Genomic DNA, 26,588 nt, shown 5'->3' with positions numbered 1-26,588 from the left:
TGCCGTGCTGTTTGAGCAGCGCCGCCGTCAGGCGCCGCGCTGCTCGAAGTCCTTCATGTACTCGACGAGCGCTTTCACGCCCTCGAGCGGCACCGCGTTGTAGATCGACGCCCGCATGCCGCCGACGGACTTGTGGCCCTTCAGCTGCAGCAGCCCGCGCGCCTTTGCGCCGGCAAGGAAGTCTTCGTTGCGCGTTTCGTCGGCCAGGAAAAACGGCACGTTCATCCGCGAACGTGCTGCCGGCTCGACCTTGTTCAGATAGAAGCTGCTCGTATCGATCGTGTCGTAGAGCAGCTTCGCTTTTTCGATATTGCGGGCCTCGATCGCTTCGAGGCCGCCCTGCCGCTTCAGCCACTGGAACACGAGGCCCGCGATGTAGATCGCGTAGGTGGGCGGCGTGTTGTACAGCGAGTTGTTCGCGGCGATGGTCTTCCATTCGAATGCGGACGGGCAGATCGACAGCGCGCGGTCGAGCAGATCCTCGCGCACGATCACGAGCGTCACGCCGGCCATCCCGATGTTCTTCTGCGCACCGCCGAACAGAACACCGTACTTCGCGACGTCCATCGGACGCGACAGGATGTGTGACGAGACATCCGCGACCAGCGGCACGTCACCGAGATCGGGAATCTCGAACGTCTCGACGCCGTCGATCGTCTCGTTGGTGCACAAATGCACGTAGGCCGGATCGTCCGACAGTTGCCATTCGGCGTACGCGGGCGCACGCGTGAAGCCGTCTTCCGTCTTGCCGGTTGCGGCGAGATGCGGCGTGCCGTATTTCTTCGCTTCGTTGAACGATTTCTGCGACCACGAGCCCGTCACGACGAAGTCCGCCGTCGTGCGCGACCCGAGCAGGTTCATCGGCACGATCGCGTTTTCCGCGATACCACCGCCCTGCAGGAACAGGATGCGGTGGCTGGCCGGCACGCCGAGCAGGTCACGCAGGTCGGTCAGCGCGGCCTCGTGGATCGACATGAACTCCTTGCCGCGATGGCTCATCTCCATCACGCTCATGCCGCTGCCGTGCCAGTCGAGCATTTCGTCGGCAGCTTGCCGCAGCACTTCCTCGGGCATCGCCGCAGGGCCGGCGGAGAAATTAAAGACGCGCATCGTGAAAACCTCGGAGGGACGCGACCGGCTCGCCGCCGGCAGAACGCGCCAGAAAAGAAATGGCCGCTTGCGCTCGCGCGCAAACGGCCATTATCGCACTGTCGTCAGGCTCCCGCCAAACCCGGCCGAACGGCCGGGGGCGCGCCTGGACGGCTTTACTTGCCCGGCTTGACTGCTGCGACTTCCTTGTCAGCCTGCGTGCGCGTTGCCTGGATAGCTTGCGGCATGTACTTCTGCATCAGGCCGTTGACCACGTCGCGACCGACCTGATCCTGAACCTGGATGAACTTGCGGCCCGTCGGGCTCTTGTAGAACGTCGTCAGATCCTTGATCTCCGACGTGCTGTAGTACTTCGCGTACGCGTCGTACTGAGCCGACATCGCGTCGCTCTGGAACTGTTGCGTACCGAACACCTTGCCTGCGCCGTCGACCAGCTTCGGCACAGCGTTCTTCTGCAGCGTCGGAACGGCAGCCTGCTTCTGCTTGTCGTTCAGCGTCTTGTTTTCCGACAGCGCGTCCGACAGGATCGCCGGGACGAGTTGCTTGGCCTGCATTTCGGCGCTGTTGCCGATTGCCGACACGAGCTTCGGCGCGTCGATCGCGTCGAGCAGATCCTTGATCGCTGCCTTCTTGTCGGCGTCGATCGGCGCAGCTGCCGCCGGAGCAGCCGGTGCGGAATTCGACAGCGCTTGCGCCATCGCGAACGTCGGCACCAGTGCAGCCAGCAGAACCAGTTGCTTGAATTGCTTTTGCATCATCACTCCCTTTTGGAAATATGAATGGTTGCTCGCCGGCCGCGGCGCTTCGCGCCTGCGGCGGCCAGAGTCTCATCCGTTCTTCAGGCTTCGCCGTCCGACGCCTCGTCGGCCTCGCCATCGCCCTCCTCGGCCTCCGCGATCTGCTGCAGGCCGGAGAGCTTGGTACCCTCATCGAGACTGATGAGTGTAACACCTTGCGTGGCACGCCCCATCTCGCGAATCTCCGAGACACGGGTGCGAATCAGCACGCCGGCCGTCGTGATCAGCATGATCTGATCCTCGGCGTCGACGAGCGTCGCAGCCACGACCTTGCCGTTGCGCTCGGACGTCTGGATCGCGATCATACCCTTCGTGCCGCGGCCGTGACGCGTGTACTCGGTGATCGGCGTGCGCTTGCCGTAACCGTTCTCGGTCGCGGTGAGCACCGTCTGCTCCTCGCTGCCGGCAACCAGCAGCGCGATGACCTGCTGCCCGTCCTCGAGCTGCATGCCGCGCACGCCTCGCGCCTCGCGCCCCATCGGACGCACGTCGTTCTCGTCGAAGCGCACGGCCTTGCCGGCGTCGGAGAACAGCATCACGTCGTGCGCGCCGTCGGTGATCGACGCCCCGATCAGGAAGTCGCCGTCGTCGAGACCGACCGCGATGATGCCCTTCTTCATCGGACGGCTGAATGCCTCGAGCGGCGTCTTCTTCACGGTGCCGAGCGACGTCGCCATGAAGATGAACTTGTCGGCCGAGAATTCCTTGACCGGCAGCACGACGTTGATCTTCTCGCCTTCCTGCAGCGGGAACATGTTGACGATCGGGCGGCCGCGCGAGTTGCGCGAGCCCTGCGGCACTTCATAGACCTTGACCCAGTACACGCGGCCGCGGTTCGAGAAGCACAGGATGTAGTCGTGCGTGTTCGCGATGAACAGCGTCTCGATCCAGTCGTCTTCCTTCATCTGCGTCGCCTGCTTGCCGCGACCGCCGCGCTTCTGCGCACGGTACTCGGACAGCGGCTGCGACTTCACGTAGCCCGCATGCGACATCGTGACGACCATGTCCTGCGGCGTGATCAGATCTTCGGTGTTCAGCTCGGTCGCGTTCAGCTCGATCTTCGAGCGGCGCGCGTCGCCGAATTCGGCCTTCACCGAAACCAGCTCCTCGCCGATCATCGTCGTGATCCGCTCGGGGCGCGCGAGGATGTCCAGCAGGTCGGCGATCTGCGCCATCACTTCGCGGTACTCGCCGATGATCTTGTCCTGCTCGAGGCCGGTCAGGCGCTGCAGACGCATCTGCAGGATTTCCTGGGCCTGCGTGTCGGACAGACGGTACAGACCGTCGCTCTGCATGCCGAACGCCGGGTTCAGGCCTTCCGGGCGGTACGCGGAGCGGCCGCCGGCCGCCGCGTTCTCGCTCTCGGCTCGCGTGAGCATCTCGCGCACGAGCGACGAATCCCACGGCTTCGCCATCAACTCCGCCTTCGCGATCGGCGGCGTCGGCGCGGCCTTGATGATCGCGATGAATTCGTCGATGTTCGCGAGCGCGACCGCGAGACCTTCGAGCACGTGGCCGCGTTCACGAGCCTTGCGCAGTTCGTAGATCGTGCGGCGCGTCAGCACTTCGCGTCGATGCGACAGGAAGCACTGCAGGATTTCCTTCAGGTTCAGCAGCTTCGGCTGGCCGTCGACGAGCGCGACCATGTTCATGCCGAACGTATCCTGGAGCTGCGTCGCCTTGTACAGGTTGTTCAGCACCACTTCCGGCACTTCACCGCGCTTGAGCTCGATCACGACACGCATGCCGCTCTTGTCGGACTCGTCGCGGATGTCGGAGATGCCTTCGAGCTTCTTCTCGTTGACGAGCTCGGCGATTCGCTCGAGCAGCGAGCGCTTGTTCACCTGGTACGGCAGTTCGTCGACGATGATCGCCATCCGCTGGCCGCGGTCGATCTCCTCGAAGTGCGTGGCCGCGCGCATCACGACGCGCCCGCGCCCGGTGCGATAGCCGTCGCGCACGCCGGCGACGCCGTAGATGATGCCGGCCGTCGGGAAATCCGGCGCCGGGATGATCTCGATCAGCTCGTCGATCGTCGCTTCCGGGTTGCCGAGCAGGTGCTGGCACGCGTCGACGACTTCGTTCAGGTTGTGCGGCGGGATGTTGGTCGCCATGCCGACCGCAATACCCGACGAGCCGTTGATCAGCAGGTTCGGGATGCGCGACGGCAGGACCGACGGCTGCGTTTCGTTGCCGTCGTAGTTCGGCTCGAAATCGACCGTTTCCTTGTCGATGTCGGCAAGCAGCTCGTGACCGATCTTCGCCATGCGAATTTCGGTGTAACGCATCGCCGCGGCATTATCGCCGTCGATCGAGCCGAAGTTGCCCTGCCCGTCGATCAGCATGTAGCGCAGCGAGAAGTCCTGCGCCATCCGCACGATCGTGTCGTAAACCGCGGTGTCGCCGTGAGGGTGGTACTTACCGATCACGTCACCGACGATACGCGCCGACTTCTTGTACGCGCGGTTCCAGTCGTTGTTCAGTTCGTGCATCGCGAACAACACGCGCCGATGCACGGGTTTCAGGCCATCGCGGACATCCGGGAGGGCACGTCCGACGATCACGCTCATCGCGTAATCGAGATACGAACGGCGCATTTCCTCCTCTAGGGAGGTGGGCAGGGTCTCTTTGGCGAATTGATCCATGTATCCGTATCGTTTCGGAGCGAAGACGGCGAACGCCTTTCGCGTGGGCGCTGCATGCGCAACGCAACGCGAGATTCTAACATGCGTCCAACAGCCGCCAATTCGCCTCCCCCTCTATATATAAATAGCGAAAATTGCGGCGGCGCCAATCCGCCAGGAATCGCACACCAGAATCACATTCGACTCGGCGCCACCGGCGATCGCGTCGCACTTGTTTCTCGCGCACGAGTAAACAACTGCATTCATCCGCGCAATTTCGCCGCCACACTCTTGACAATCTCTAAAAGTTACGGCAGGTCGGTGTTGCGCATGCACCACAAACGTTGAGGCGATCTTAGGGTGGGGAGGATTTTTTTTCGTAGGAAGGGAACGATATGGCAAAATGCCAACGCACTGAAAGTTAGACGCTGCTCGAAGTCTACACAGAGCGGTGCCACGGTTTTTGTGCCGCACCAATGTTATACTTCGAGCAATGTATGACTTGTCACCGTCAACAGGCTCGCAGTAAACCTGCGGTAATCTCAATTTCGAGAGGAGAAATATGAATAAACTTTCAAAGCTCGCGTTCATTGCAGCTACCGCAGTTATGGCTGCATCCGCTTCGGCACAGTCGGTGCCGGCGTCGCGTCAAGCCGTCAATGACAACTGGGTGAACGGCACGGGCGAATGGGTGTGGATGAACGGCACGAACGAGCTCTGCTGGCGTGATGCGTTCTGGACGCCGGCCACCGCCAACGCGAAGTGCGATGGCGCACTGGTCGCCCAGGCACCGCAGCCGCCGGTCGCTCCGGTCGCTCCGGCTATCTCGAGCCAGAAGATCACGTATCAAGCCGACGCACTGTTCGACTTCGACAAGGCAACGCTCAAGCCGCTGGGCAAGCAAAAGCTGGACGAACTGGCTTCGAAGATCCAAGGCATGAACACGGAAGTGGTCGTCGCAACGGGCTACACGGACCGCATCGGTTCGGACAAGTACAACGACCGTCTGTCGCTGCGCCGCGCGCAAGCTGTGAAGTCGTACCTGGTCAGCAAGGGTGTGCCGGCCAACAAGATCTACACGGAAGGCAAGGGCAAGCGCAACCCGGTTACGACCGGCTGCAACCAGAAGAACCGCAAGCAACTCATCGCCTGCCTCGCACCGGATCGCCGCGTGGAAGTCGAAGTGGTTGGTACGCAAGAAGTTCAGAAGACGACCGTTCCGGCAAACTAAGCCGCGGTTTTCGACTGCTTCAAAGCCCCGCTCCGGCGGGGCTTTTTCTTTGACGCCCGCCCGGGCGCTCGCCGCTTCGCCGCTCGTCCGCTTCTTATATACTCGGGGCTGACGAACCGCAGCACCGCCCTCCTCCCGTAGCCCGTTTGCCGACATGACCAACGCCGATCCGCACGAACTCCAGAAATTCAGCGACCTCGCCCATCGGTGGTGGGATCCGAATGCCGAATTCAAGCCGCTGCACGACCTGAACCCGGTCCGGCTCGGCTGGATCGATGCGCACGCGCACCTCGCCGGCAAGCGCGCACTCGATATCGGTTGCGGCGGCGGCATCCTGTCCGAATCGATGGCCGGACTCGGCGCACAGGTGAAAGGCATCGACCTGTCGACCGAAGCGCTCGGCGTCGCCGACCTGCACAGCCTCGAAAGCGGCATCTCGGTCGACTACGAGGCCATCGCCGCCGAAGCGATCGCCGCGCGCGAACCGGGCACCTACGATGTCGTCACCTGCATGGAGATGCTCGAGCACGTGCCGTCGCCCGGCGATGTCGTCGCCGCGTGCGCGACGCTCGTGAAGCCCGGTGGCTGGGTGTTCTTCTCGACGCTGAACCGCAACCTGAAGGCCTACCTGTTCGCCGTGATCGGCGCGGAGTACATCGCGCAAATGCTGCCGAAGGGCACGCACGACTACGCGCGCTTCATCCGCCCGTCGGAACTGGCCGGCTTCGTGCGGGCGACGGATCTGCACATCGTGGAGATCAAGGGCATCACGTATCACCCGATCGGCAAGCGCTTCGCGCTGTCGAACGACACCGACATCAACTACCTCGTCGCGTGCCGCCGCGGCGCGTGACCTTTCAACCGGCATGACGACTCCCCTCTCGACCACGCGGGCTGCACTCGACGAACCGCGCCTGCTGCACTGCGATGCCGTGCTGTTCGACCTGGACGGCACGCTCGCCGACACGGCCCCCGATCTCGCGGCTGCCGTCAACAAGATGCAACGCGTGCGCGACCTGCCCGAAACACCACTCGAGGTGCTGCGGCCGCTGGCCTCGGCCGGTGCACGCGGCCTGCTCGGCGGCGCGTTCGGCATCGATCCGCACACGCCCGGCTACGAAGTGATGCGCGACGAGTTCCTGGCCAACTACGCGACGGACCTGTGCGTGCATACGACACTGTTCCCCGGCATCGGCGACGTGCTCGACGAACTCGACGCCCGCGGCGTGCGCTGGGGCATCGTCACGAACAAGGCCATGCGGCTCACGGCGCCGCTCGTCGATCTGCTCGGCCTCGCGCCGCGCGCAGCCTGCGTCGTCGGGGGCGATACAACGCCGCACCCGAAGCCACACCCGGCCCCGCTGCTGCACGCGGCCGACCAGTTGACGCTCGCGCCCGCACGCATCGTCTACGTCGGCGACGACCTGCGCGACATTCAGGCCGGCAGCGCCGCCGGCATGGCGACGGTCGCGGCCGCGTACGGCTACTGCGGCGACGGCGCCGCGCCATCTGACTGGCAAGCGCAGCATCTCGTCGACACGACGCAGCAACTGCTCAAACTGCTGCGCGATGTTGGGCTATAATGATCGATCTTATCCGCGGGGGCGACCTGGTTTCGACAGGGGTTGTGAAGCGGCTAGGGCATGTCGAGGACCCGTCACCTCGTTAATCAATGGGAAAATCGTAACTGCAAACGACGATACGTTCGCACTGGCAGCCTAACGGCCGCCGTCCTCTGCCTAGTTCACTGACGGGCTAGTGTCGCAAGACCGGTAGCAATACCGCCAGAGGTCATTTACGTCAGTTAAGCCCTGTCGGCGTCGCGACGCCAGGGTCGAAAACCTAGCGAATCGCCGTAGTGCAGCGTGTTCGTCCGCGTCGCTGCGGTTAAATCAAATGACTGAACTAAACATGTAGAACTAGTCGTGGAGCGCTTCTGGACGCGGGTTCGATTCCCGCCGCCTCCACCAAATTCCGCGCTCGTCGCACGAACCCCGCATGACGCAAGTCTGCGGGGTTTTTTGTTGCCGGCGAAACGCATGCATCCCTCTTCTTCCGAAAAAGCGCCCAGCCACGGGTAGGCCGGGCGGAATGCCGCCGGTATTCCGGCGACAGGAGGTGACGGATGTCCTGCCGTGCCCGCGCAATCATCGATCGCGCCGGGCAGCGGCCGGCCCGGGTGCCGCAGTGCCCGGCGCGACGCGTCGTCGCACCCGGCATTCGCGCACACCGGGCGATGCGCGGCTTAGCTGCCGCGATACAGCGACTTCATTTCTTCAGCGCTGGCCGGCCGCACGCCCATTGCACGCGAACCCGACGCCGACGCGCCCTGTGCCTGCACACCGTAACCGCTGGCGTCGGCGCCTTGTGCTTGCGCCAGCGCGCTGCGCTGCTGCTCTGCAACACGCGCCGTTGCAGCCTGGATTGCCTCCGGATAATGCGGATCTTCGCCGCGAGCGGAGTTGTAACCTGCCTGCTGCAACTGGACCAGTTCGGCACGAACCTGCGCGCGGGTGATCGTCGAACCCGACTGGGCAAACGACACGACCGGGGCAACGAGCGCGGCAGCAACGACAACAGCTTGAACGAGCGACTTCATGATGACCTACCTCCAGATTTGTCTGTGTTCGCGGTGAACACCTTGTTCATCGCTGACAACCCGAAGTTTATGTAGGCGGATGCTTAAGAATAAGGCAGGTTTCTGGAAGACATCCTTCCTGGTTTACGGGTTAACCCTAAATCACCTGCCAGGCCGGCGGTGCGCGTACACCGGCATCGCTCGGCATCGAATCGCACGAAGATTCGCCGGAAAGCAAAAGCCCCGCGAAACGGCGACGCTTCGCGGGGCTCGGACAGAATTTGAATCGCACGGGATTCCGACAGTCGCCGGTCAGCCGGCCAGATCGGTGCTCGAGTGCAACAAGCGCCAGTCGAACCGGTGCCGCTGACGCTCGTGCGGACGCGCCCTTCCGCCCAGTTACCGGCTATCCATCGGACACTTCAGGTTGCAGCCGTTCGGATCGCCTATGTCGCCCTTGCGGCGCAATGCCGACTTCTTGCCGCTCTGGTATTTCTGCGACGGCGCCGACGCCGCGAACGGCATCTGCGGATGCTCGTTCAGGCGAAACTGTTCGCTCAGGATACCGCCGGGCACACCGGGGGAATTCTGAGCGAGCGCAAACGGCGAAACAGTGACCAGCAGCCCCGCGGTCAACGCTGCCGCGGCGAGGGGAACGGAAAATTTCATGGCGGGATGACGCTTGAACGGCGTGCTTGTTAGAACGTTGATCAAGCGGCAAGCGTAGCGCAAATCCCCCGCTGCTGCATCGCGGTGCGATCGTACCCGCGTTACCGGGAATTGCCGTCCGGCACGCTAGCGCCGTCGTCGCCGGCCAGCCCCGTCGCGATGCTCGTCAGCGTTCCGCATGCGGCCGGATCGTAGCCGTCGAGATGCGCGACGCGCTCGACGAAGCGCGCGTCACGCAGCAGCGCCAGTACGCCGGACAGCGGCCGCGCGTCGAGCCGCGCGCGTTCGCATGCGAAGTAATAGTCTTCGTCGACGACCGGGATGAAATCGAGCCCGAAATGATGGGCGGCCGGCTCGACGCCAAAGCCGAGATCGGCCATCCCGCTCGCGACGAATGCCGCGATCGCCGAATGCGTGAGTTCGGCCGACGCGTAGCCATCGATGCGCTCGGGATCGATGCCGATCGCGCGCAGCGCGAGATCCAGCAGCATGCGCGTGCCCGACCCCGGCTGGCGATTGACGAAGCGGATGTCATTGCGCGCCAGATCCGCGAGCCCGCGAATCTGCTTCGGGTTGCCGCGGGGAACGAACAGCCCCTGCTGGCGCCGTGTCAGGTGGATCAGCACGTGGCGCGTATCGTCGAGCCACGGCCGGTAGATCTGCGCGCACTGCGCGCGAAACGCGCCGCGCGGCAGATGGAAGCCGGCCAGATCGCACTCGCCGCGGGCAAGTGCCTGCACGGCCTCGACACTCTCGCGATACTTGATGTCGACGGCCGCCTGCGCATCGACGAGCGCAGAGACGAGCGTCGCCACCGCGTAGCCGTGCGACGCGTGGATGCGCACGGCGCCGTCGCGCTGCGCGAGCCGCCGGTTCAGGTCGCTGGCCACTTCAGCCGCCAGCGTGCGCAGGTTTCCGTCGAGCCGACTACGCGCGAGGCGTTGTGCATCGACGACCGCCTGCCCGAGTGCCGACAGCGTCGAGCCCTTGCCCCGCGCGGTTTCGATCAGGTCCCCGCCGATGCACGCCTCCAGCGCGCGCAGCATGCCCCACGCGTGCCGGTAGGACAGCCCTTTCGCCTGCGCGGCCTGCGCGATGCTGCCCGTGTCGGCCACGAGTTCCAGCAAGGGTGCGACATCCGAGAGGCTGGCCGCACGGCCTTCCGTGTCGCGTACGGTCAGATACGCGTCGCATTCGATTCGAATCAATTATGCACTCCGATTTCCTATTGCGACGGCCAAATCTTCCGCTTATCGTTGGTCAAAATCAATCAAATCGAAGTCGTGATGCGCACTATATGAATTTCGAGCGCATATGAGACTTTGGAGGAGCACAAGATGTCCCCGAATTCCCACGCGCCCGACGCGCTCGTCGAGCGTCATGCACGCGCCGGCCGGTCGCTCGTGGCGATCCTGCACGCGATCCAGGACGACGCGGGTTACGTGCCGCCGGGCTGCGTCGCGCCGCTCGCCAGGGCACTCAACCTGTCGCGCGCGGAAGTGCACGGCGTACTGACTTACTACCACCACTTCCGCACCGCGCCGCCCGCCCGCGTGACGATCCAGATGTGTCGCGCCGAAGCGTGCCGCAGCATGGGCTGCGAAGCGCTGGCCGCGCATGCGGAAGCCCGCACGGGCTGCCGGTTCGACGCGGCGCACGGCGACGGCGTGGATGCACATGCGCCGGGCGACGTCGCGCTCGAATCGGTCTACTGCCTCGGACTGTGCGCACAGTCGCCGTCGCTGACGGTCAACGGCGTGCTGCATGCGAAGGTCACGCCGGAGCAATTCGACGCGCTGCTTGCCGACGCGATCGCCCACACCCCGGAGGCCGCATGACGACCCGCATCTACGTCCCGCGCGATTCGTCTGCGCTGGCACTCGGCGCCGACGCGCTCGCCGCCGCGATCGCGGCGGAAGCCGAACGGCGCGGCGTCGCCGTCGAACTGGTCCGCAACGGTTCGCGCGGGCTGCTGTGGCTCGAGCCGCTCGTCGAGGTCGGCACGGCCGCCGGCCGCGTCGGCTATGCGAACCTGTCAGCCGCCGACGTGCCGGCCCTGTTCGACGCAAACTGGCTCGAAGGCGGCACGCATCCGAGCGGCGTCGGCCTCGTCGACGCGCTGCCCTATCTCGCGCGCCAGCAACGCCTCACGTTCGCACGCATCGGCCTGACCGATCCGCTGTCGATCGACGACTACCTGCAGTACGAAGGCCTCGCCGGCCTGAAGAACGCGCTCGCGCTCGACGGCGACGCGGCGTGCGAAACGCTGATCGAATCGGGGCTGCGCGGCCGCGGTGGCGCAGCGTTCCCGGCCGGCATCAAATGGCGCACGGTCCGGCAAGCAAGCGCCAAGCAGAAATACATCGTCTGCAACGCAGACGAAGGCGATTCGGGCACGTTCTCCGATCGCCTGATCATGGAATGCGACCCGTACTGCCTGATCGAAGGGATGATCATCGCGGGCATCGCGACCGGCGCGACGGTCGGCTACATCTATGTGCGCAGCGAATACCCGCACGCGATCGCCACGCTTGAAGCGGCGATTGTCCGCGCACGCGAAGCCGGCTGGCTCGGCGACCACGTGCTCGGCTCCGCACATGCGTTCGAGTTGCACGTCGCAAAAGGCGCGGGCTCGTATGTGTGCGGCGAGGAAACGGCGCTGCTCGAATCGCTCGAAGGCAAGCGCGGCGTCGTGCGCGCGAAACCGCCGCTGCCCGCGCTCGCCGGCCTGTACGGCCAGCCGACCGTCATCAACAACGTGATCACGCTCGCGACGGCGCCCGTGATCTTCGCGCGCGGCGCCGCGTTCTATCGCGACTACGGGATGGGCCGCTCGCGCGGCACCCTGCCGTTCCAGCTTGCGGGCAACATCCGTTACGGCGGCCTCGTCGAGCTCGCGTTCGGCGTCACGCTGCGCGAGCTGCTGTTTGACTTCGGCGGCGGCACGGCAAGCGGCAGGCCCGCACGCGCCGCACAGGTGGGCGGCCCGCTCGGCACCTACCTGCCCGACCACCAGTGGGACGTGCCGCTCGACTACGAAGCCTATACGGCGATCGGCGCCGTGGTCGGCCATGGCGGGATCGTGCTGCACGACGACACGTCGAACCTCGCCGAGCTGGCCGAATACGCGATGAAGTTCTGCGCGATCGAGTCGTGCGGCAAGTGCACGCCGTGCCGGATCGGTTCGACGCGCGGCGTCGAAACGATCGCGCGCATCCGCCACGGCGATACGTCGGAGCGGCAGGTAACGCTGCTGCGCGACCTGTGCGACACGATGCTGGCCGGTTCGCTGTGCGCAATGGGCGGGATGACACCCTACCCGGTACTGTCCGCGCTCGACCATTTCCCCGAAGATTTCGGGCTCGCCGCAGGCAAGAATGCCGCGTCGGGTCCGGTCAAGGCTGCGGCCTGACCCAGAAGGAGCCCTGCATGTCCCTCGACACGAACAACGTCCGCCAAGGCGGCTGCGGCTCGGGCCAATGCGCGTGCAAGAGCGCCGCTCAGGCGCGTGCACGCGACCCGTTCGACGATACCGACTACGGCACGCCGCAACGGTACGCCGATACCGACGTCACGCTCGAAATCGACGGCCAGCCGGTCACGGTGCCGGCCGGCACGTCGGTGATGCGTGCGGCGATCGAAGCCGGCGTCAACGTCCCGAAGCTCTGTGCGACCGATTCGCTCGAACCGTTCGGCTCGTGCCGGCTGTGCCTCGTCGAGATCGAAGGCCGGCGCGGTTATCCGGCCTCGTGCACGACGCCTGCCGAAGCGGGCATGAAGGTGCGCACGCAGTCGGACCGGCTGCAGTCGCTGCGTCGCAACGTGATGGAACTGTACATCTCCGACCATCCGCTCGACTGCCTCACCTGCCCCGCCAACGGCGACTGCGAACTGCAGGACATGGCAGGCGTCGTCGGGCTGCGCGAGGTGCGTTACGGCTTCGACGGCGCGAATCACCTGCTCGACAAAAAGGACGAGTCGAATCCGTACTTCACGTACGATCCGTCGAAGTGCATCGTCTGCAACCGCTGCGTGCGGGCCTGCGAGGAAACGCAGGGCACGTTCGCGCTGACGATCGCCGCACGCGGCTTCGAATCGCGTGTCGCCGCGGGCGAAAGCGAATCGTTCATGGCGTCGGAATGCGTGTCGTGCGGCGCGTGCGTCGCCGCCTGCCCGACCGCTACGCTGCAGGAAAAATCGGTCGTGCAGCTCGGGCAGGCGGAACACTCGGTCGTCACGACCTGCGCGTACTGCGGCGTCGGCTGCTCGTTCAAGGCCGAGATGAAGGGCACGCAGGTCGTGCGCATGACGCCGCACAAGAACGGCCTCGCGAACGAGGGCCACGCCTGCGTGAAGGGACGCTTCGCCTGGGGCTACGCCACGCACAAGGACCGCATCACGAAGCCGATGATCCGCGAGAAGATCACCGACCCGTGGCGCGAAGTAAGCTGGGACGAAGCGCTGACCTACGCGGCAACGCAATTCCGCAAGCTGCAGCAGAAGTACGGCCGTGACTCGATCGGCGGCATCACCTCGTCGCGCTGCACGAACGAGGAAACCTACCTCGTGCAGAAGCTCGTGCGCGCCGCATTCGGCAACAACAACGTCGACACCTGCGCACGCGTGTGCCACTCGCCGACCGGCTATGGCCTCAAGACGACGCTCGGCGAATCGGCCGGCACGCAGACCTTCGCGTCGGTCGACCAGGCCGACGTGATCGTCGTGATGGGCGCGAACCCGACCGACGGCCACCCGGTGTTCGGCTCGCGCCTGAAGCGACGCATCCGCGAAGGCGCAAAGCTGATCGTGATCGATCCGCGCCGCATCGACGTCGTCGACGGCCCGCACGTGAAGGCCACTCACCACCTGCAGTTGCGCCCAGGCACCAACGTCGCGATCGTCAATGCGCTCGCGCACGTGATCGTCACCGAAGGGCTCGTCGCCGACGCGTTCGTCGCCGAGCGCTGCGAGACGCGCGCATTCGAGCAATGGCGCGACTTCGTGTCGCGTGCCGAGAACTCGCCCGAAGCGACCGCGGATGTAACGGGCGTGCCGGCCGAGCGGGTGCGTGAAGCCGCGCGACTCTATGCGACCGGCGGCAACGCCGCGATCTACTACGGCCTCGGCGTGACCGAACACGCGCAGGGCTCGACGACGGTGATGGGCATCGCGAACCTCGCGATGGCGACCGGCAACATCGGCCGCGAAGGCGTCGGCGTCAATCCGCTGCGCGGCCAGAACAACGTGCAGGGCTCGTGCGACATGGGCTCGTTCCCGCACGAGCTGCCCGGCTACCGGCACATCAGCGACGAGATCGTGCGCACGCAGTTCGAGGCAGCGTGGTCGGCGAAGCTGCAACCGGAACCGGGGCTGCGCATCCCGAACATGTTCGACGCGGCGCTCGACGGCAGCTTCAAGGGGCTTTACTGCCAGGGCGAGGATATCGTCCAGTCCGACCCGAATACGCAGCACGTCGCGGCCGCGCTGTCGGCAATGGAATGCATCGTCGTGCAGGACATCTTCCTGAACGAGACCGCGAAATACGCGCACGTGCTGCTGCCCGGCTCGTCGTTCCTCGAGAAGGACGGCACGTTCACGAACGCCGAGCGCCGCATCTCGCGCGTGCGCAAGGTGATGCCGCCACTCGCGGGCTACGCGGACTGGGAAGTCACGCTGATGCTGTCGCGTGCGCTCGGCTACGAGATGGACTATGCGCATCCGTCGGAAGTCATGGACGAGATCGCACGGCTCACGCCGACCTTCTCGGGCGTGTCGTACGCGAAGCTCGACGCGCTCGGCAGCATCCAGTGGCCGTGCAATGAGCACGCACCGGAAGGCACCCCGACGATGCACATCGACGCATTCGTACGCGGCAAGGGCAAGTTCGTGATCACGCAGTTCATTGCGTCGCCGGAGAAGGTCACGCAACGCTATCCGCTGATCCTGACGACGGGCCGCATCCTGTCCCAATATAACGTCGGCGCGCAGACACGCCGCACCGAGAACGTCCGCTGGCACGAAGAGGATCGCCTCGAGATCCATCCGCACGACGCCCAGGATCGCGGTATCCGCAGCGGCGACTGGGTCGGCATCGAGTCGCGTGCGGGGCAGACGGTGCTGCGCGCGCTCGTGACCGAACGCATGCAGCCGGGCGTCGTGTATACGACATTCCACTTCCCGGAATCGGGTGCGAACGTGATCACGACGGACAGCTCGGACTGGGCGACGAACTGCCCCGAGTACAAGGTGACGGCCGTGCAGGTGCTGCCCGTCGCGCAGCCGTCCGACTGGCAGCAAGCATACGCGCGCTTCAACGCGGAGCAGCTCGATCTGCTCGAGCGCCGCGCAGCCGCGACTGCCAGCGTGACGACAGGCAAGTGAGGAAGCGATGGACAACGGACACCTGATCGACATGGCCAACCAGATCGGCGCATTCTTCGAATCGATGCCCGATCGCGACGAAGCGCTGACCGGTATCGCCGACCATATCCGGCGCTTCTGGGAGCCGCGGATGCGCCGTGCGCTTCTCGCGGCGCTCGACGATCCATCGAGCGAGGCCGCGCAGCGCGCGGCGCCGATCGTGCGCGACGCGATCGCCGTGCATCGCGCGTCGCTCGTGCCTGCCGCCGCGAGCGCCTGACCAGCACCGCTACGCGGGCCGCGACATGCCCGCGAACCAGCTTTCGCAGTGGCGCAGCAGCGCGTTCGCGTCGGTCGCCGTGCGCCCGCGCGCGGCCACATAACCGTCGGGCCGCAGCAGGTAGAACGACGGCCGCGAGCGGCCGTATTCCTGCGCAAGCCCGGCATCACCGCCTTCGGCATCGGTGACGCGCCAGACGCGCACCGCATCCGGCATGATCCGTTCGAGCCCCTGCACGAGCGCCTGCGCATCGGCCGGCATCGGCGGCACCGCGCCGGCGTCGGCATTCGCCGGCTCTTCCAGCAACAGCAGCGTGAAGCTCGCCGGATCGTGCAGGTCGTATAGCCGCGCCGTTCCGGGCGCCTGACCGAGCGGCCCGTCGACCACGCGCACGTGCGCGTCGGGTGCCCGCTCGCCTGCGCGCGGCCCGCCGTCGAGCACACGCTCCAGCGTGAGCGGACTCTTCCGGTACTGCACGCCGAGCTCGCTGACCGTGCGCCGCACCGCGTCGCGCATCGGCCCGAACGACGCCAGCAGCGGCACGACATGATCGCGCAGCAGTTTCATCGCGCCACGCTCGGCTTCGACGATCTGCGTGACGAAACCGGTCTGCCGCAACACGTCGCGCTCGATCGGATGACGCTCCGCGTGATACGTGTCGAGCAGCCGCTCGGGCGTGCCCGCGCCGAGCACGCGCGCGAGCTTCCAGCCGAGATTGAATGCTTCCTGGATGCCGGTGTTCATGCCCTGTGCGCCGGCCGGGCTGTGGACGTGCGCGGCGTCGCCCGCGAAGAACACGCGGCCGTGACGCAGCCGGTCGACCATCCGGCTGTGCAGGTGAAAATAGGACGACCACGCGAGATCGCTCGGCGAAATCGACATGCCGGTACGGGCACGCACGATCGCGTCGCATTCCGCGAGCGACGGGGTCGGCGCATCGGGCGACGCGTCGCTGCCGGGCGGCCGGTCGGCCACGAGCCGGTAACGGCCGCCTCCCATCGGAAACAGGCCGGCGATGCCTTCGGGCGCCGTGAACAGGTGAATCTCTTCATCCGGCCAGTCGGGTATCGCCGCGAAATCGGCAAGCAGGAAAGTCTGTTCGAACGCGTGCCCGGTGAAGCCCAGGCCGAGCAGATGCCTGACCGTGCTGTGCGCGCCGTCGGCCGCGATCAGGTACGACGGTGCGAACGATTCGTCGCGGCCGTCGGCGCAGCGGATCGACACGTCGAGCGACGCGCCGCCCGCATCGCACGCGGTCAGCGTCGCGCCGCGCTCGACCGTCACGCCGAACCCGGCCAGGTGCTCGGCGAGCAGGCGCTCGGTGACGGTCTGGTCGAGAAACAGCAGGTACGGATAGCGCGTTTGCAGCGGATCGAAATCGAGCCGCGCGATCACGCGGCCATCGGCATGCAGCGCGGCCGCATGCGCACGATGGCCGAGCGCGAGAAACGGTTCGACCGCGCGATGCTGCTCCAGCAGTTCGAGCGTGCGCGCCTGGATGCCGATTGCGCGCGAATGCGGCGCGGGCGCAGCGAGCCGATCGATGATGCGCACCGGCACGCGGGCCCGCGCGAGGCTCATCGCCGCGGCAAGGCCGGTCGGCCCCGCGCCGACGATCAGTACGGGCGGGATATCGGACAGTGTGTCAGCCATGAGAACCTCGATGACACGCGAGACCCTGCAAGTCTACGCCGCTCCGCGTGACGGGGCCATATGCCGATCGTCCGACGCGCGGCACCGACGCGCGGTGTGGGAAAATGCACCCTTTCCGTCAGTTTTCGCGTCATGGATTCCGCATTCGACCGAGCGTATGCTGCACACCGCGCGGGCCGCCTCGCCGAGGCCGAGCACGGCTATCGCAACGCGCTCGCCTCCAACCCCGCCAACGCCGACGCGCTGCATCTGTTCGGCGTGCTGCGGCACCAGCAGGGCCAGCACGCCGAGGCGGCCGATCTCGTCGGCCGCGCCGTCGCGCTGCGTCCGGACGATGCCGCGCTGCACCTCAATCTCGGCAACGCGCTGAAGGCACTCGGCCGGCTCGACGAAGCGGTCGACCGCTTTCGCAACGCGCTGACGCTCGCGCCCGAATTTCCGCTCGCGCACTACAACCTCGGCAATGCATATGCGGCGCTGCAGCGCCACGACGATGCGATCGATGCATTCGGCCGCGCGCTCCGGCTCACGCCCGACGATGCATCGATCCACAACAATCTCGGCAACGCGCTGAACGCGCTCGGCCGCCACGACGACGCGCTCGCCGCGTTCCATCGCGCGCTCGAGCTGCGGCCCGGGCATGCGGGGGCGCACAACAACCTCGCGATGGCGCTGAACGCGATGGGCCGCGCCGACGACGCAATCGCGCACTTCCAGGCCGCAATCGCCGCGCAGCCGCGCTTCGTCGCCGCCCATTTCAATCTCGGCAACACATTCGACGCGGTCGGCCGGCATACCGAGGCAGCCGCCGCGTTCGAAGCCGCGCTCGCGCTGCATCCGCCGTTTCCGCTCGCGCTGTTCGGGCTCGCGAACGCACTGTGCGCACAGGCACGCCACCGCGACGCGCTGCCCTACTACGAGCGTGCCGTCGGTCTCGATCCGTCGTTCAGTCTGGCTTGGCTGAACCTCGGCAACGCACATCACGCGCTCGGTGCGCACGAGATGGCGCTGCGCGCATTCGACCAGGCGCTGCGTGTCGCGCCCGATCTCACGCTGGCACGGCTGCACCGCGCGGTCACGCTGCTCACGCTCGGCGACTTCACGCGCGGCCTGCCCGCCTATGAAGCGCGCCACGACACGCCGGGCGCGACGCCACTCGGCGCACTGCCGCGCTGGCAAGGCGAGCCGATTGCGTCGCGCACGCTGCTGATCCGCGCGGAACAGGGCTTCGGCGACACGCTGCAGTTCGTCCGCTTCGTGCCGCTTGCCCGCGCACGCTGCGCGCGCGTCGTGCTCGAAGTCCAGCCGGAACTCGTGACGCTGCTGGCGCCGGCCGCGTCGCGCTGGCGTGTGACGCTCGTCGCACAGGGCACCGCGAAACCGCCCGCCGCAGATGTCGCGTGCACGCTGATGAGCTTGCCGTTCCTGCTCGGGCTTCAGACGGAGGACATCGTCGCGGGCTCGCGCTACCTCGATGCCCCCGACAGCGCCGGCCGGCGCTTTCGCGGCTCGCTCGGCGGGCAGGCGAAGCGCAAGTTCGGCCTCGCGTGGTCGGGGCGCCGGCAGGCGCAGGAAAACCGCTCGATGCCGTTCGACGCGCTCGCGCCGCTGCTTGCGCTGCCGGACATCGACTGGATCGTGCTGCAGCCCGCACTCGACGACGACGAACGCGCGCGCGTCGACGCACATCCGCGCGTGCATCGGCTCGACGGACGGCTGAGCGACTTTGCCGATACGGCCGCGCTGATCGCGCGGCTCGACGGCGTCGTCACGATCGATACGGCGGTCGCGCACCTCGCCGGCGCGCTCGGCAAGCCGCTGTGGGTCATGCTGCCGTTCGCGCCCGACTGGCGCTGGTTCACCGGCGACGACTGCCCGTGGTATCCGCAGGCCAGGCTCGCCCGCCAGCCCGCTCCGGGCGCATGGCTCGACGTGGCGGCCGCGGTCGCCGACAAGCTGCGCGAAGCCTGAACGCAGATGCAAAAAAAGGGAGCGCGCTGCGCTCCCTTGTTTGATGCGTGCGGCCGGCGCCGCACGACTTGCGGGTACCTGTCAGGCCGCCTTGTACTGGTTGCGCGCCTCGGGCGTGCGATACAGCACGAGCGTCGCGATCAGCCCGCAGATCGCGGCCACGCTCAGCCACAGCCCCGGCGCCGCCTTGTTCCCGGTCTGATGAATCAGCAGCGTCGAGATCGCGGGCGTGAAGCCGCCGATCGTCGTCGCGAGGCTATATGCCAGCGAGAAACCGGCCGTGCGCACGTCGGCCGGCATCACTTCGGTCAGCGCGACGACCATCGCCCCGTTATACGACGCGTACAGGAACGACAGCCACAGCTCGACCGCGAGCAGCCGCAGGAACGACGGATCGCCGACGAGCCACAGCACGGCCGGGTAAGCCGACAGCAGCGTCAGCACGGTGAACGCAATCAGCACCGGGCGGCGGCCGATGCGGTCGGACAACGCACCGGACAGCGGCAGCCACACGAGATTGGAGATCCCCACGCAGACGGTCACGACGAGCGCGTCGAGCGACGACAGGTGCAGCACTTCCTTGCCGAACGTCGGCGTATAGGCGGTGATCATGTAGAACGACACCGTCGTCATGATCACCATCCCCATACCCGCCACCACGACGCCCCAGTTGTCGAGCATCGAACGCATGATCTCGCCCATCGTCGGACGATGACGCTTCGCGAGGAACTCGTCGGTTTCCCTCAGCGAACGACGGATCAGGAACAGGAACGGCACGATCAGGCAGCCGATCAGGAACGGAATGCGCCAGCCCCACGCGGTCATCTCCTCGACCGGCAGCGCGCGGTTCAGCAACACGCCGACGAGCGCGGCGAACACGACGGCCACTTGCTGGCTGCCCGACTGCCACGACGTATAGAACCCCTTGTGCCCCTTCGTCGCGATCTCCGACAGATAGACCGACACGCCGCCGAGCTCGACGCCCGCCGAAAAGCCCTGCAGCAGCCGGCCGAGCAGCACGAGCACCGGTGCGAGCACGCCGATCGTTGCATAGCCGGGTATCGCGGCCACCGTGAGCGTGCCGAGCGCCATCAGCCCGAGCGTCAGGATCAGCCCCTTGCGCCGGCCGTGATGATCGATGTATGCACCGAGCACGATCGCGCCGACCGGCCGCATCAGGAAGCCCGCACCGAACACCGACAGGGACAGCATCAGCGACGCGAATGCGTTGCCGCTCGGAAAGTAGGTTTTCGCGATGGCCGACGCGTAATAGCCGTAGACCATGAAGTCGTACATTTCCAGGAAGTTGCCGCTGACGACCCGGAACACGGTGCGGAATTTCGATTCCTGCGCGACGACGTGTGACGCTGTGGACATGTTTTTCTCGCTCAGCTCGGATGGCGCGAATCCGCGCCGCATGGATCCGACGACGCACGCGGCGCCAGGCCGGCGCGCACGGGCATCGCTGCCCGCCGGCGACGCGCCGCGCGACGACGCGCGCACCGGCATGGTTCGCGCATCATGCCACGCAATCCCGACATTTGCCTTGTGTCGCCCCTGCCGTTGCCATCGCGGCGTTCGCCTCGTACGAGTCATCCCGAAACAGAAGCAAAACACACGCGCCCGCCACCAGCGTCGACTGGACGGCCCAACTATCCCACCGCCGCTTGACCGATACGCCGGACGCGTTCGCGCGCTGATGGCCGCGCCATAAAAAACCCGGCGAAGCACGCTTCGCCGGGTTTTGCTCGTCGCTCTCCGTCCGACGAATCGTTACTTGTGCGCAGGCAGTCCCGTCTCGGTCTGCTTCTCGAGTTGCCGCACCTGTTCCTGCAGATCACGCAACTGCATCTGCGCGGCCCGCTTCTCGACCTGCAGCGCCCGTGTCTGCTCCTGCGCCGACTGCTGCCGCTGCGCGACTTCGGCCTGCTGGCTGCGCGCAACGCTCAGGTCGGCCTGCAACTGCTGTGCACGATTCGCCTGCAGCGCGATCACGCGCTCGAGAAACGCCTTCTGTGCCTCCAGCTCGGTACGGTGAATTTCGATGTCGGCAAGTTGTACGGTTTGCTGAACGAAGTTCGCGTACACCATCTCCGCACGGCTCTTCTCCTGCGACCGGATCACGCGCCACAGGTGCTTGTCCTGAAACAGCGCGACGTAGTACGTCATCTCGCGCGGATCGAACATCAGGCTCGCACCGTAGCTGCCGTTGTACGTCGTGCGCATCTCGACGATCCGGCCATCGTGCAGCATCTGCGTCAGCTCGGCGACGTTGCCTTGCGCGGATGCATCCGTTGCAGCCGCGTTGGATGCCGCCGCGTCGCCGCGCAGGCTCGTGACTGCCGGACGCGTACCGGCGGCGGGCGCGGTCGCGTCGGCAGACCAGGCCGAGCCCGCTTGCATGCAGGCAGCCAGCGCAACGATCCACGTCGCGCATCGTGCAGGGGAGAAGTTTCGGAAAGCCAACGTCAGACTCCGGCGAACGAATCGGGACTCGCGATTATCGTTCAAAACGAAACGGCCGCATCTCGAATTTATCGGGATGCGGCCAGCCTTCGTGCGACGCGAAGCATGCGGCTTGCTACAGGCGGGTTTCGCGCGCCGCGCGCAGGAACGCATCGAGCAGCGGCGTGCAGTCGAGCAGCTCCGAGCCGCCGGCACGATGGAACTCGGGGTGCCACTGCACGCCGACGACGAACGGCGAGCGGCGATGGCGAATGCCCTCGATGATCCCGTCGCCGGCCGACACGGCCTCGATGTTCAGATCGCGGCCGAGATCGCGGATCGCCTGATGGTGGATCGAGTTGACGATCGCTTCGCTGCGCCCGGGGAACATGCTCGCGAGCGTCGACGAATCCGGAAAGCGGATCGCGTGACGATGCTGGTCGTAATGCTCGCTCACGTGCGCATTCGCGGTCGGCACATCGGTGGCGATGTCCTGGTACAGCGAGCCGCCGAACGCGACGTTGATCAGCTGGCAGCCGCGGCACACGCCGAGGACGGGTTTGCCGGATTCGACGAACTCGTGCAGCAGCTCGAGTTCGTACATGTCGCGCACGCGATCGCCCGGCCATTCGGGGCGGGCGTCGGACGCGGCGTAGGTTTGCGGCGATACGTCGGCGCCACCTTGCAGCAGCAGGCCGTCGAGATGCTTCGCGTAGTCGCGCAGGCGGATGTTGCTCGGGTGAATCATCCCCTGGTGGCCGACGGTCGGGATCATGAACACGAGCACGTCGCGCGACATCACCCAGTGGGCGATCGATTCCTCGAGATACTGCAGCGTCTTGCCGCGCAGCCCCTTCGCACCCGGTTCCGGATGGAAGATCCGCGCCGACACGCCGATGCGCAGCGTGCGCTGCGTGATGCGCTGGCCGGCACGGTCGAACAGCCGGCGCGCGCGCGCGGCCACGATCCGGCCGAATACCGACCACGGCGTGTCGCTCTGTTTCAGGTAGGCCGGCGGCGCATTCTGCGCGCTCGCGGGCGGCGGGCGCGGTGTGTCGAAGTCGGGCTGCGCGCCGAACCCCGGTGGCGGCGCGCCATGCTTCGTCGGCGCGGCAGCGGCAACGCCATCGACGGCGGCACCCGTTGCACCGGGCGCGCCCGGCTCGGACGCTGCCGTGACCGGCGACGCACCGTCCGCGGCGACGTTCCGCGCGGCGGCCTGGGCTACCGGCGCATCGGGCGCTTGCGCCGGAGCGGGACGGGGGGAATCGGAAGAAACGGAGGAGGTGCCGGGCAGACCGGCCGGGGAAGGCGTGTTTTCGCTCATGACGATGGTCTGGTACGTCGCTCACGCGTATGGATAAACGAGGATTCATTATGCTTCAGCGCACGATCGAGCGGCAAACCTGCAACATCCTGTCGATATTGTTGCAAGTCGGCGGCAAACCACATCGGGGAGCGTCCCCGCCCGCGCGCCGGCAACGCCGATGCATCGCCGCCGGTACTGGACACCAGTGATATATCACAATAATATCCAAACATCGTCCACGCTTCCCGGTCACCCGCGCCATGATCGTGCCCCGTCCGGCCGCCGCACCGCCCCCTGCATGAATGCCCTGACCGACGTCACCCGTGAGCGCCCCGCCGCGCCGGCGGCCAGCCTCGCCGACCGCGCGTACGCGCTGATCCAGCGCGACATCATCACGATGCGCCTGAAGCCCGGTGCCGCCCTCAACGAAGCCGACCTCGTCGCGCGCACCGGCATCGGCCGCACGCCGGTGCACCAGGCCGTGCATCGGCTCGTGCTCGAAGGGCTGCTGTCCGTGATGCCGCGCAAGGGATTGATGGTGCAGCCGCTGTCGCTCGACGACATCGTCGCGGTGATCGACGTGCGGCGCATCAACGAAGCGCACTGCGCGGAACTCGCCGCGCGCCATGCGACGCCCGACGATCTCGCGCGCCTGGCCGCGCTGCTCGACGACGGGCAGGCGTGCGTCGACACGCACGACGTCGAAGGCATGATGGAGCTCGACCGCGCGTTCCACCAGGCGATCGCCGCGGCCGCGCGCAATGCGGTCCTCGCCGAGATCCTGCGCGCGCTGCACGAGCGCTCGCTGCGCTTCTGGTTCGTCACGCTGTCCGAACCTCACCATCTCGCCGACGTCCAGCATGAGCATCGCGAACTGTTCGATCGGCTGTCCGCGCGCGACGCCGCCGGCGCGCGCGTGGCCGTCGAAAGCCATATCGATTCGTTTCGCTCCACGCTTCTCCAACATCTTCGCCCCTGAGCCGCCATGACCACTTTCACGCCCTTCCCCCCGCTCGCCCAGCTCGCCGCCGACCTCGCCGCCGGCCGGACCACGAGCCGCGCGCTCGTCGACACCGCGCTCGACCGGATCGCCGATCCGTCGGGCCAGGGTGCGGTCGTCTTCACCGAAGTCGATGCCGACAATGCGCGCGCGGCCGCCGACGCGCATGACCGGCTGCGCGCCGCGGGCACCGTGCTGTCGCCGCTCGCAGGCATTCCCGTGTCGGTCAAGGACCTGTTCGACGTCGCGGGCCAGGTGACGCGCGCGGGTTCGCGCGTGCTCGACGGCGCGCCGGCCGCGCGCACCGACGCGGTCGCCGTCGCGCGGCTCAAGCGCGCGGGCGCGGTGCTGGTCGGCCGCACCAACATGAGCGAATTCGCATTCTCGGGGCTCGGGCTGAATCCGCACTTCGGCCATCCGCGCTCGCCGTACCACCGCGACGTGCCGGGCGACGCGCGGATTTCCGGCGGCTCGTCGTCCGGCGCGGCCGCGTCCGTCGCCGACGGGATGGCGGCCGTCGCGCTCGGCACCGACACGGGCGGCTCGATCCGCATTCCGGCGGCGCTTTGCGGGCTGACCGGCTTCAAGCCGACCGCGAGCCGGATCCCGACGCAAGGCGGCGTGCCGCTGTCGACGACGCTCGACTCGTTCGGCCCGATCGGCCTGACGGTCGCCTGCTGTGCGCTCGTCGACCGGATGCTCGCGGGCCTCGAACCGCACGTGCCGGCCGCCCGGCCGCTCGAAGGCGTGCGGCTCGGCGTGCTGACGAACTACGTGACGGACGGCGTCGATGCCGACGTCGCGGCCGCGCTTGATGCCGCGCTCAAGCATCTCGAAGCCGCCGGCGCGATCGTCACGGAAGTGCGCTTCCCCGCACTCGACCGGCTGCCGGACATCAACCGCTTCGGCTTCTCGCCGATCGAGGCCTACGCGTGGCATCGCCCGCTGCTCGCGCAGCACCGCGACCAGTACGACCCGCGCGTGCTCACGCGGATCCTGAAGGGAGAACCTGCGAGCGCGGCCGACTATCTCGACCTGCTCGCCGCGCGCACGGCGATGCTCGACGAAGCCGCGCACACGGTCTGGTCGCGCTTCGACGCGCTCGTTGCACCGACGGTGCCGGTCGTGCCGCCGCGCATCGCCGAACTCGAAGCAGACGACGCCGCGTTCACGCGCACCAACGCGCTGATCCTGCGCAACCCGAGCGCGTTCAACTTCCTCGACGCGTGCGCGCTGTCGCTGCCCTGCCATCCGCGCGACGCGGCGCCGGTCGGCCTGATGCTCGCGGCCGCACCGCATCGCGACGACGCGCTGCTCGCGATCGGCCAGGCGGTCGAGGCCGTGCTGAACACGATCCGCTGACCGCAGCCAACCGACCACCGGCGGACTGGACGCGCGGTGCGGCAGGTTGCCGCACGCGCGCTGTCAGTTTCGTGCCAGACCGTTCGCGCTAAAATCGCGCGATTGTTTTCCGGACCGACCCACGAGGAACCCCGCCGACATGAACGACTACACGCTCGCAATCCGCCGCGAACGCCGCCTGCTGATGCTGCTCGGATGGGTGTGCATCGCCCTGCTGGCCGGTGCGCTCTACCTTCAGTACGTGAAGAACGAAGACCCCTGCCCGCTGTGCATCATCCAGCGCTACTTCTTCTGCGCGATCGGGATCTTCGCGTTCCTGGCCGCCGGGATCCGCAACTGGCGCGGCGTCTGGGTGCTCGAGCTGCTGATCGCGATCGCCGCGGCCGGCGGCGTCGGCACGGCCGCGCGGCATCTGTCGATCCAGATGAATCCGGGCTTCAGCTGCGGCTTCGACACGCTGCAGCCGATCGTCGACAGCCTGCCGCCCGCGCAGTGGTTCCCCGGCATGTTCAAGGTCGCCGGGCTGTGCGAGACCGTCTACCCGCCGATCTTCGGCATCCTGCTGCCCGGCTGGGCGCTGATCGGCTTCGCCGTGATCCTGATCGCGGTCGTCGCGAGCCTCTGGCGCCATCGCCGCAAGCTCGTGGCCTGACCGGCCGGTTTCGCACCGGCCTGCACGCGGCCCGCTCGCGCGGGCTGCACACCGCCGGCGGGTGACCGCCCGGCCCCGGAGCGCTCGCCGGCCCAACCCGGCGGGCCGCGCCCAGGCGACCCCCGCGTAAACACCTACTCCGCCGCCGCCCGGATCTCCGGGCGAACGCGCATCGTGCGATTTTCGCGCCCAGGCCCGCCACGCCTGCGTTTCGGCCCGATGTGCACGCAGCGGCGCCCCGATCCCGTGCGGCGGGCCTATGATCGACATGATCGCCTCCTGATAGCCCGGATCACTGCCCCGCGATGTTCCCGTCGCGTTGCGGTGCTATCTTCGCGACTGGATGGCGATCTACGTGCGCGAGGCCAGGCGGTCTCACCACCCCTGCGTAACGCGCGCCCGATCCGCAATGTCGACTGGATTCATCATGACAACGCAAACCATCCGCATCCGTCACCCTCATGGCGTCCGCGCATCCGGCGGTGCCGTTCGCGCGCGTCGTCGGCGCGCTGCCGCCGCACCGCATCGGCCGTGCGGCCGGGCCGCC

Annotated in this window: 21 protein-coding genes and 1 other RNA gene; 12 read left to right on the top strand and 10 right to left on the bottom strand. The window is 66.9% G+C overall.

Annotation, left to right across the window (positions count from 1 at the left end; genetic code table 11):
* Positions 1-27: 27 nt before the first annotated feature.
* The 3 genes from serC to gyrA form a co-directional block, all read right to left on the bottom strand.
* Positions 28-1,110, bottom strand: coding sequence for a 3-phosphoserine/phosphohydroxythreonine transaminase (gene serC / locus B7G54_RS14890; protein WP_085039746.1), 1,083 nt, complete (start codon positions 1,108-1,110; stop codon positions 28-30).
* A gap of 155 nt (positions 1,111-1,265) precedes the next feature.
* A complete protein-coding gene (locus tag B7G54_RS14885; protein WP_006486966.1) occupies positions 1,266-1,865 on the bottom strand; it encodes a DUF2059 domain-containing protein in 600 nt (199 codons plus the stop codon).
* 83 nt (positions 1,866-1,948) lie between these two features.
* Positions 1,949-4,552 carry a DNA gyrase subunit A gene (gyrA, locus tag B7G54_RS14880; protein ID WP_085039745.1) on the bottom strand — a complete coding sequence of 868 codons (2,604 nt, stop codon included), beginning with the start codon at positions 4,550-4,552 and terminating at the stop codon, positions 1,949-1,951.
* A 541-nt stretch (positions 4,553-5,093) separates the two neighbouring features.
* On the opposite strand from gyrA, the gene ompA reads away from it, so the two are divergent.
* The 4 genes from ompA to ssrA all read left to right on the top strand — a co-directional run bounded on the left by ompA (position 5,094) and on the right by ssrA (position 7,732).
* On the top strand, positions 5,094-5,762 hold the full coding sequence (gene ompA, locus B7G54_RS14875) for an outer membrane protein OmpA (protein ID WP_085039744.1): 669 nt from the start codon (positions 5,094-5,096) through the stop codon (positions 5,760-5,762).
* Positions 5,763-5,916: 154 nt separating this feature from the next.
* A complete protein-coding gene (gene ubiG, locus B7G54_RS14870) occupies positions 5,917-6,615 on the top strand; it encodes a bifunctional 2-polyprenyl-6-hydroxyphenol methylase/3-demethylubiquinol 3-O-methyltransferase UbiG (RefSeq protein ID WP_085039743.1) in 699 nt (232 codons plus the stop codon).
* Positions 6,616-6,628: 13 nt separating this feature from the next.
* Complete coding sequence (gene gph / locus B7G54_RS14865) at positions 6,629-7,345, top strand: phosphoglycolate phosphatase (RefSeq protein ID WP_085039742.1); 717 nt, start codon at positions 6,629-6,631, stop codon at positions 7,343-7,345.
* Positions 7,346-7,362: 17 nt separating this feature from the next.
* Positions 7,363-7,732: a transfer-messenger RNA gene (ssrA, locus tag B7G54_RS14860) on the top strand.
* Positions 7,733-8,007: 275 nt separating this feature from the next.
* Here the strand turns inward: ssrA and B7G54_RS14855 are convergent.
* The 3 genes from B7G54_RS14855 to B7G54_RS14845 form a co-directional block, all read right to left on the bottom strand.
* Positions 8,008-8,361, bottom strand: coding sequence for a DUF4148 domain-containing protein (locus B7G54_RS14855; protein ID WP_085039741.1), 354 nt, complete (start codon positions 8,359-8,361; stop codon positions 8,008-8,010).
* Between the two features lie 378 nt (positions 8,362-8,739).
* Positions 8,740-9,009, bottom strand: a complete 270-nt coding sequence (locus B7G54_RS14850) for a hypothetical protein (protein ID WP_085039740.1) — start codon at positions 9,007-9,009, stop codon at positions 8,740-8,742.
* Between the two features lie 101 nt (positions 9,010-9,110).
* Entirely contained in the window at positions 9,111-10,217 is a 1,107-nt protein-coding gene (locus B7G54_RS14845; protein WP_085039739.1) for a substrate-binding domain-containing protein, read from the bottom strand.
* A gap of 129 nt (positions 10,218-10,346) precedes the next feature.
* On the opposite strand from B7G54_RS14845, the gene B7G54_RS14840 reads away from it, so the two are divergent.
* The 4 genes from B7G54_RS14840 to B7G54_RS14825 are packed head-to-tail and all read left to right on the top strand — an operon-like array spanning position 10,347 to position 15,649.
* Positions 10,347-10,847 (top strand): NAD(P)H-dependent oxidoreductase subunit E, encoded by a 501-nt coding sequence (locus B7G54_RS14840; protein ID WP_085039834.1) that lies wholly within the window; start codon positions 10,347-10,349, stop codon positions 10,845-10,847.
* Positions 10,844-12,421, top strand: coding sequence for a formate dehydrogenase beta subunit (locus tag B7G54_RS14835; RefSeq protein ID WP_085039738.1), 1,578 nt, complete (start codon positions 10,844-10,846; stop codon positions 12,419-12,421). The genes B7G54_RS14840 and B7G54_RS14835 overlap by 4 nt, the downstream gene beginning before the upstream one ends.
* Before the next feature lie 17 nt (positions 12,422-12,438).
* Positions 12,439-15,390: a formate dehydrogenase subunit alpha gene (gene fdhF / locus B7G54_RS14830; protein WP_085039737.1), complete on the top strand. Its 2,952-nt coding sequence runs from the start codon at positions 12,439-12,441 to the stop codon at positions 15,388-15,390.
* A gap of 7 nt (positions 15,391-15,397) precedes the next feature.
* Positions 15,398-15,649, top strand: coding sequence for a formate dehydrogenase subunit delta (locus B7G54_RS14825; RefSeq protein WP_085039736.1), 252 nt, complete (start codon positions 15,398-15,400; stop codon positions 15,647-15,649).
* A gap of 9 nt (positions 15,650-15,658) precedes the next feature.
* Here B7G54_RS14825 and B7G54_RS14820 read toward each other — a convergent pair whose 3' ends face one another.
* Positions 15,659-17,302 carry an FAD-dependent monooxygenase gene (locus B7G54_RS14820; protein ID WP_085039735.1) on the bottom strand — a complete coding sequence of 548 codons (1,644 nt, stop codon included), beginning with the start codon at positions 17,300-17,302 and terminating at the stop codon, positions 15,659-15,661.
* A gap of 132 nt (positions 17,303-17,434) precedes the next feature.
* Here B7G54_RS14820 and B7G54_RS14815 point away from each other — a divergent pair, with 132 nt between their 5' ends.
* The gene (locus tag B7G54_RS14815) at positions 17,435-19,273 is read left to right on the top strand and encodes a tetratricopeptide repeat protein (protein ID WP_425266485.1); all 1,839 of its coding nucleotides are present in this window, start codon (positions 17,435-17,437) and stop codon (positions 19,271-19,273) included.
* 81 nt (positions 19,274-19,354) lie between these two features.
* Here B7G54_RS14815 and tcuC read toward each other — a convergent pair whose 3' ends face one another.
* The 3 genes from tcuC to B7G54_RS14800 all read right to left on the bottom strand — a co-directional run bounded on the left by tcuC (position 19,355) and on the right by B7G54_RS14800 (position 23,045).
* Positions 19,355-20,650: an MFS transporter gene (tcuC, locus tag B7G54_RS14810; protein ID WP_085039833.1), complete on the bottom strand. Its 1,296-nt coding sequence runs from the start codon at positions 20,648-20,650 to the stop codon at positions 19,355-19,357.
* Between the two features lie 396 nt (positions 20,651-21,046).
* A complete protein-coding gene (locus B7G54_RS14805; protein ID WP_085039733.1) occupies positions 21,047-21,739 on the bottom strand; it encodes a DUF2968 domain-containing protein in 693 nt (230 codons plus the stop codon).
* A gap of 115 nt (positions 21,740-21,854) precedes the next feature.
* Complete coding sequence (locus tag B7G54_RS14800; RefSeq protein ID WP_085039732.1) at positions 21,855-23,045, bottom strand: gamma-glutamyl-gamma-aminobutyrate hydrolase family protein; 1,191 nt, start codon at positions 23,043-23,045, stop codon at positions 21,855-21,857.
* A gap of 280 nt (positions 23,046-23,325) precedes the next feature.
* Here B7G54_RS14800 and B7G54_RS14790 point away from each other — a divergent pair, with 280 nt between their 5' ends.
* From B7G54_RS14790 to B7G54_RS14780, 3 genes are all read left to right on the top strand, one after another.
* Positions 23,326-24,006 carry a GntR family transcriptional regulator gene (locus tag B7G54_RS14790; protein WP_085039731.1) on the top strand — a complete coding sequence of 227 codons (681 nt, stop codon included), beginning with the start codon at positions 23,326-23,328 and terminating at the stop codon, positions 24,004-24,006.
* Between the two features lie 6 nt (positions 24,007-24,012).
* Complete coding sequence (locus B7G54_RS14785) at positions 24,013-25,389, top strand: amidase (protein ID WP_085039730.1); 1,377 nt, start codon at positions 24,013-24,015, stop codon at positions 25,387-25,389.
* Positions 25,390-25,528: 139 nt separating this feature from the next.
* Positions 25,529-26,041, top strand: coding sequence for a disulfide bond formation protein B (locus B7G54_RS14780; RefSeq protein WP_085039729.1), 513 nt, complete (start codon positions 25,529-25,531; stop codon positions 26,039-26,041).
* The last annotated feature ends 547 nt before the right edge of the window (positions 26,042-26,588 follow it).

The organism is Burkholderia puraquae (assembly GCF_002099195.1).
Lineage (GTDB): Bacteria > Pseudomonadota > Gammaproteobacteria > Burkholderiales > Burkholderiaceae > Burkholderia > Burkholderia puraquae.
This window is presented reverse-complemented; position numbering and strand designations above follow the sequence as displayed.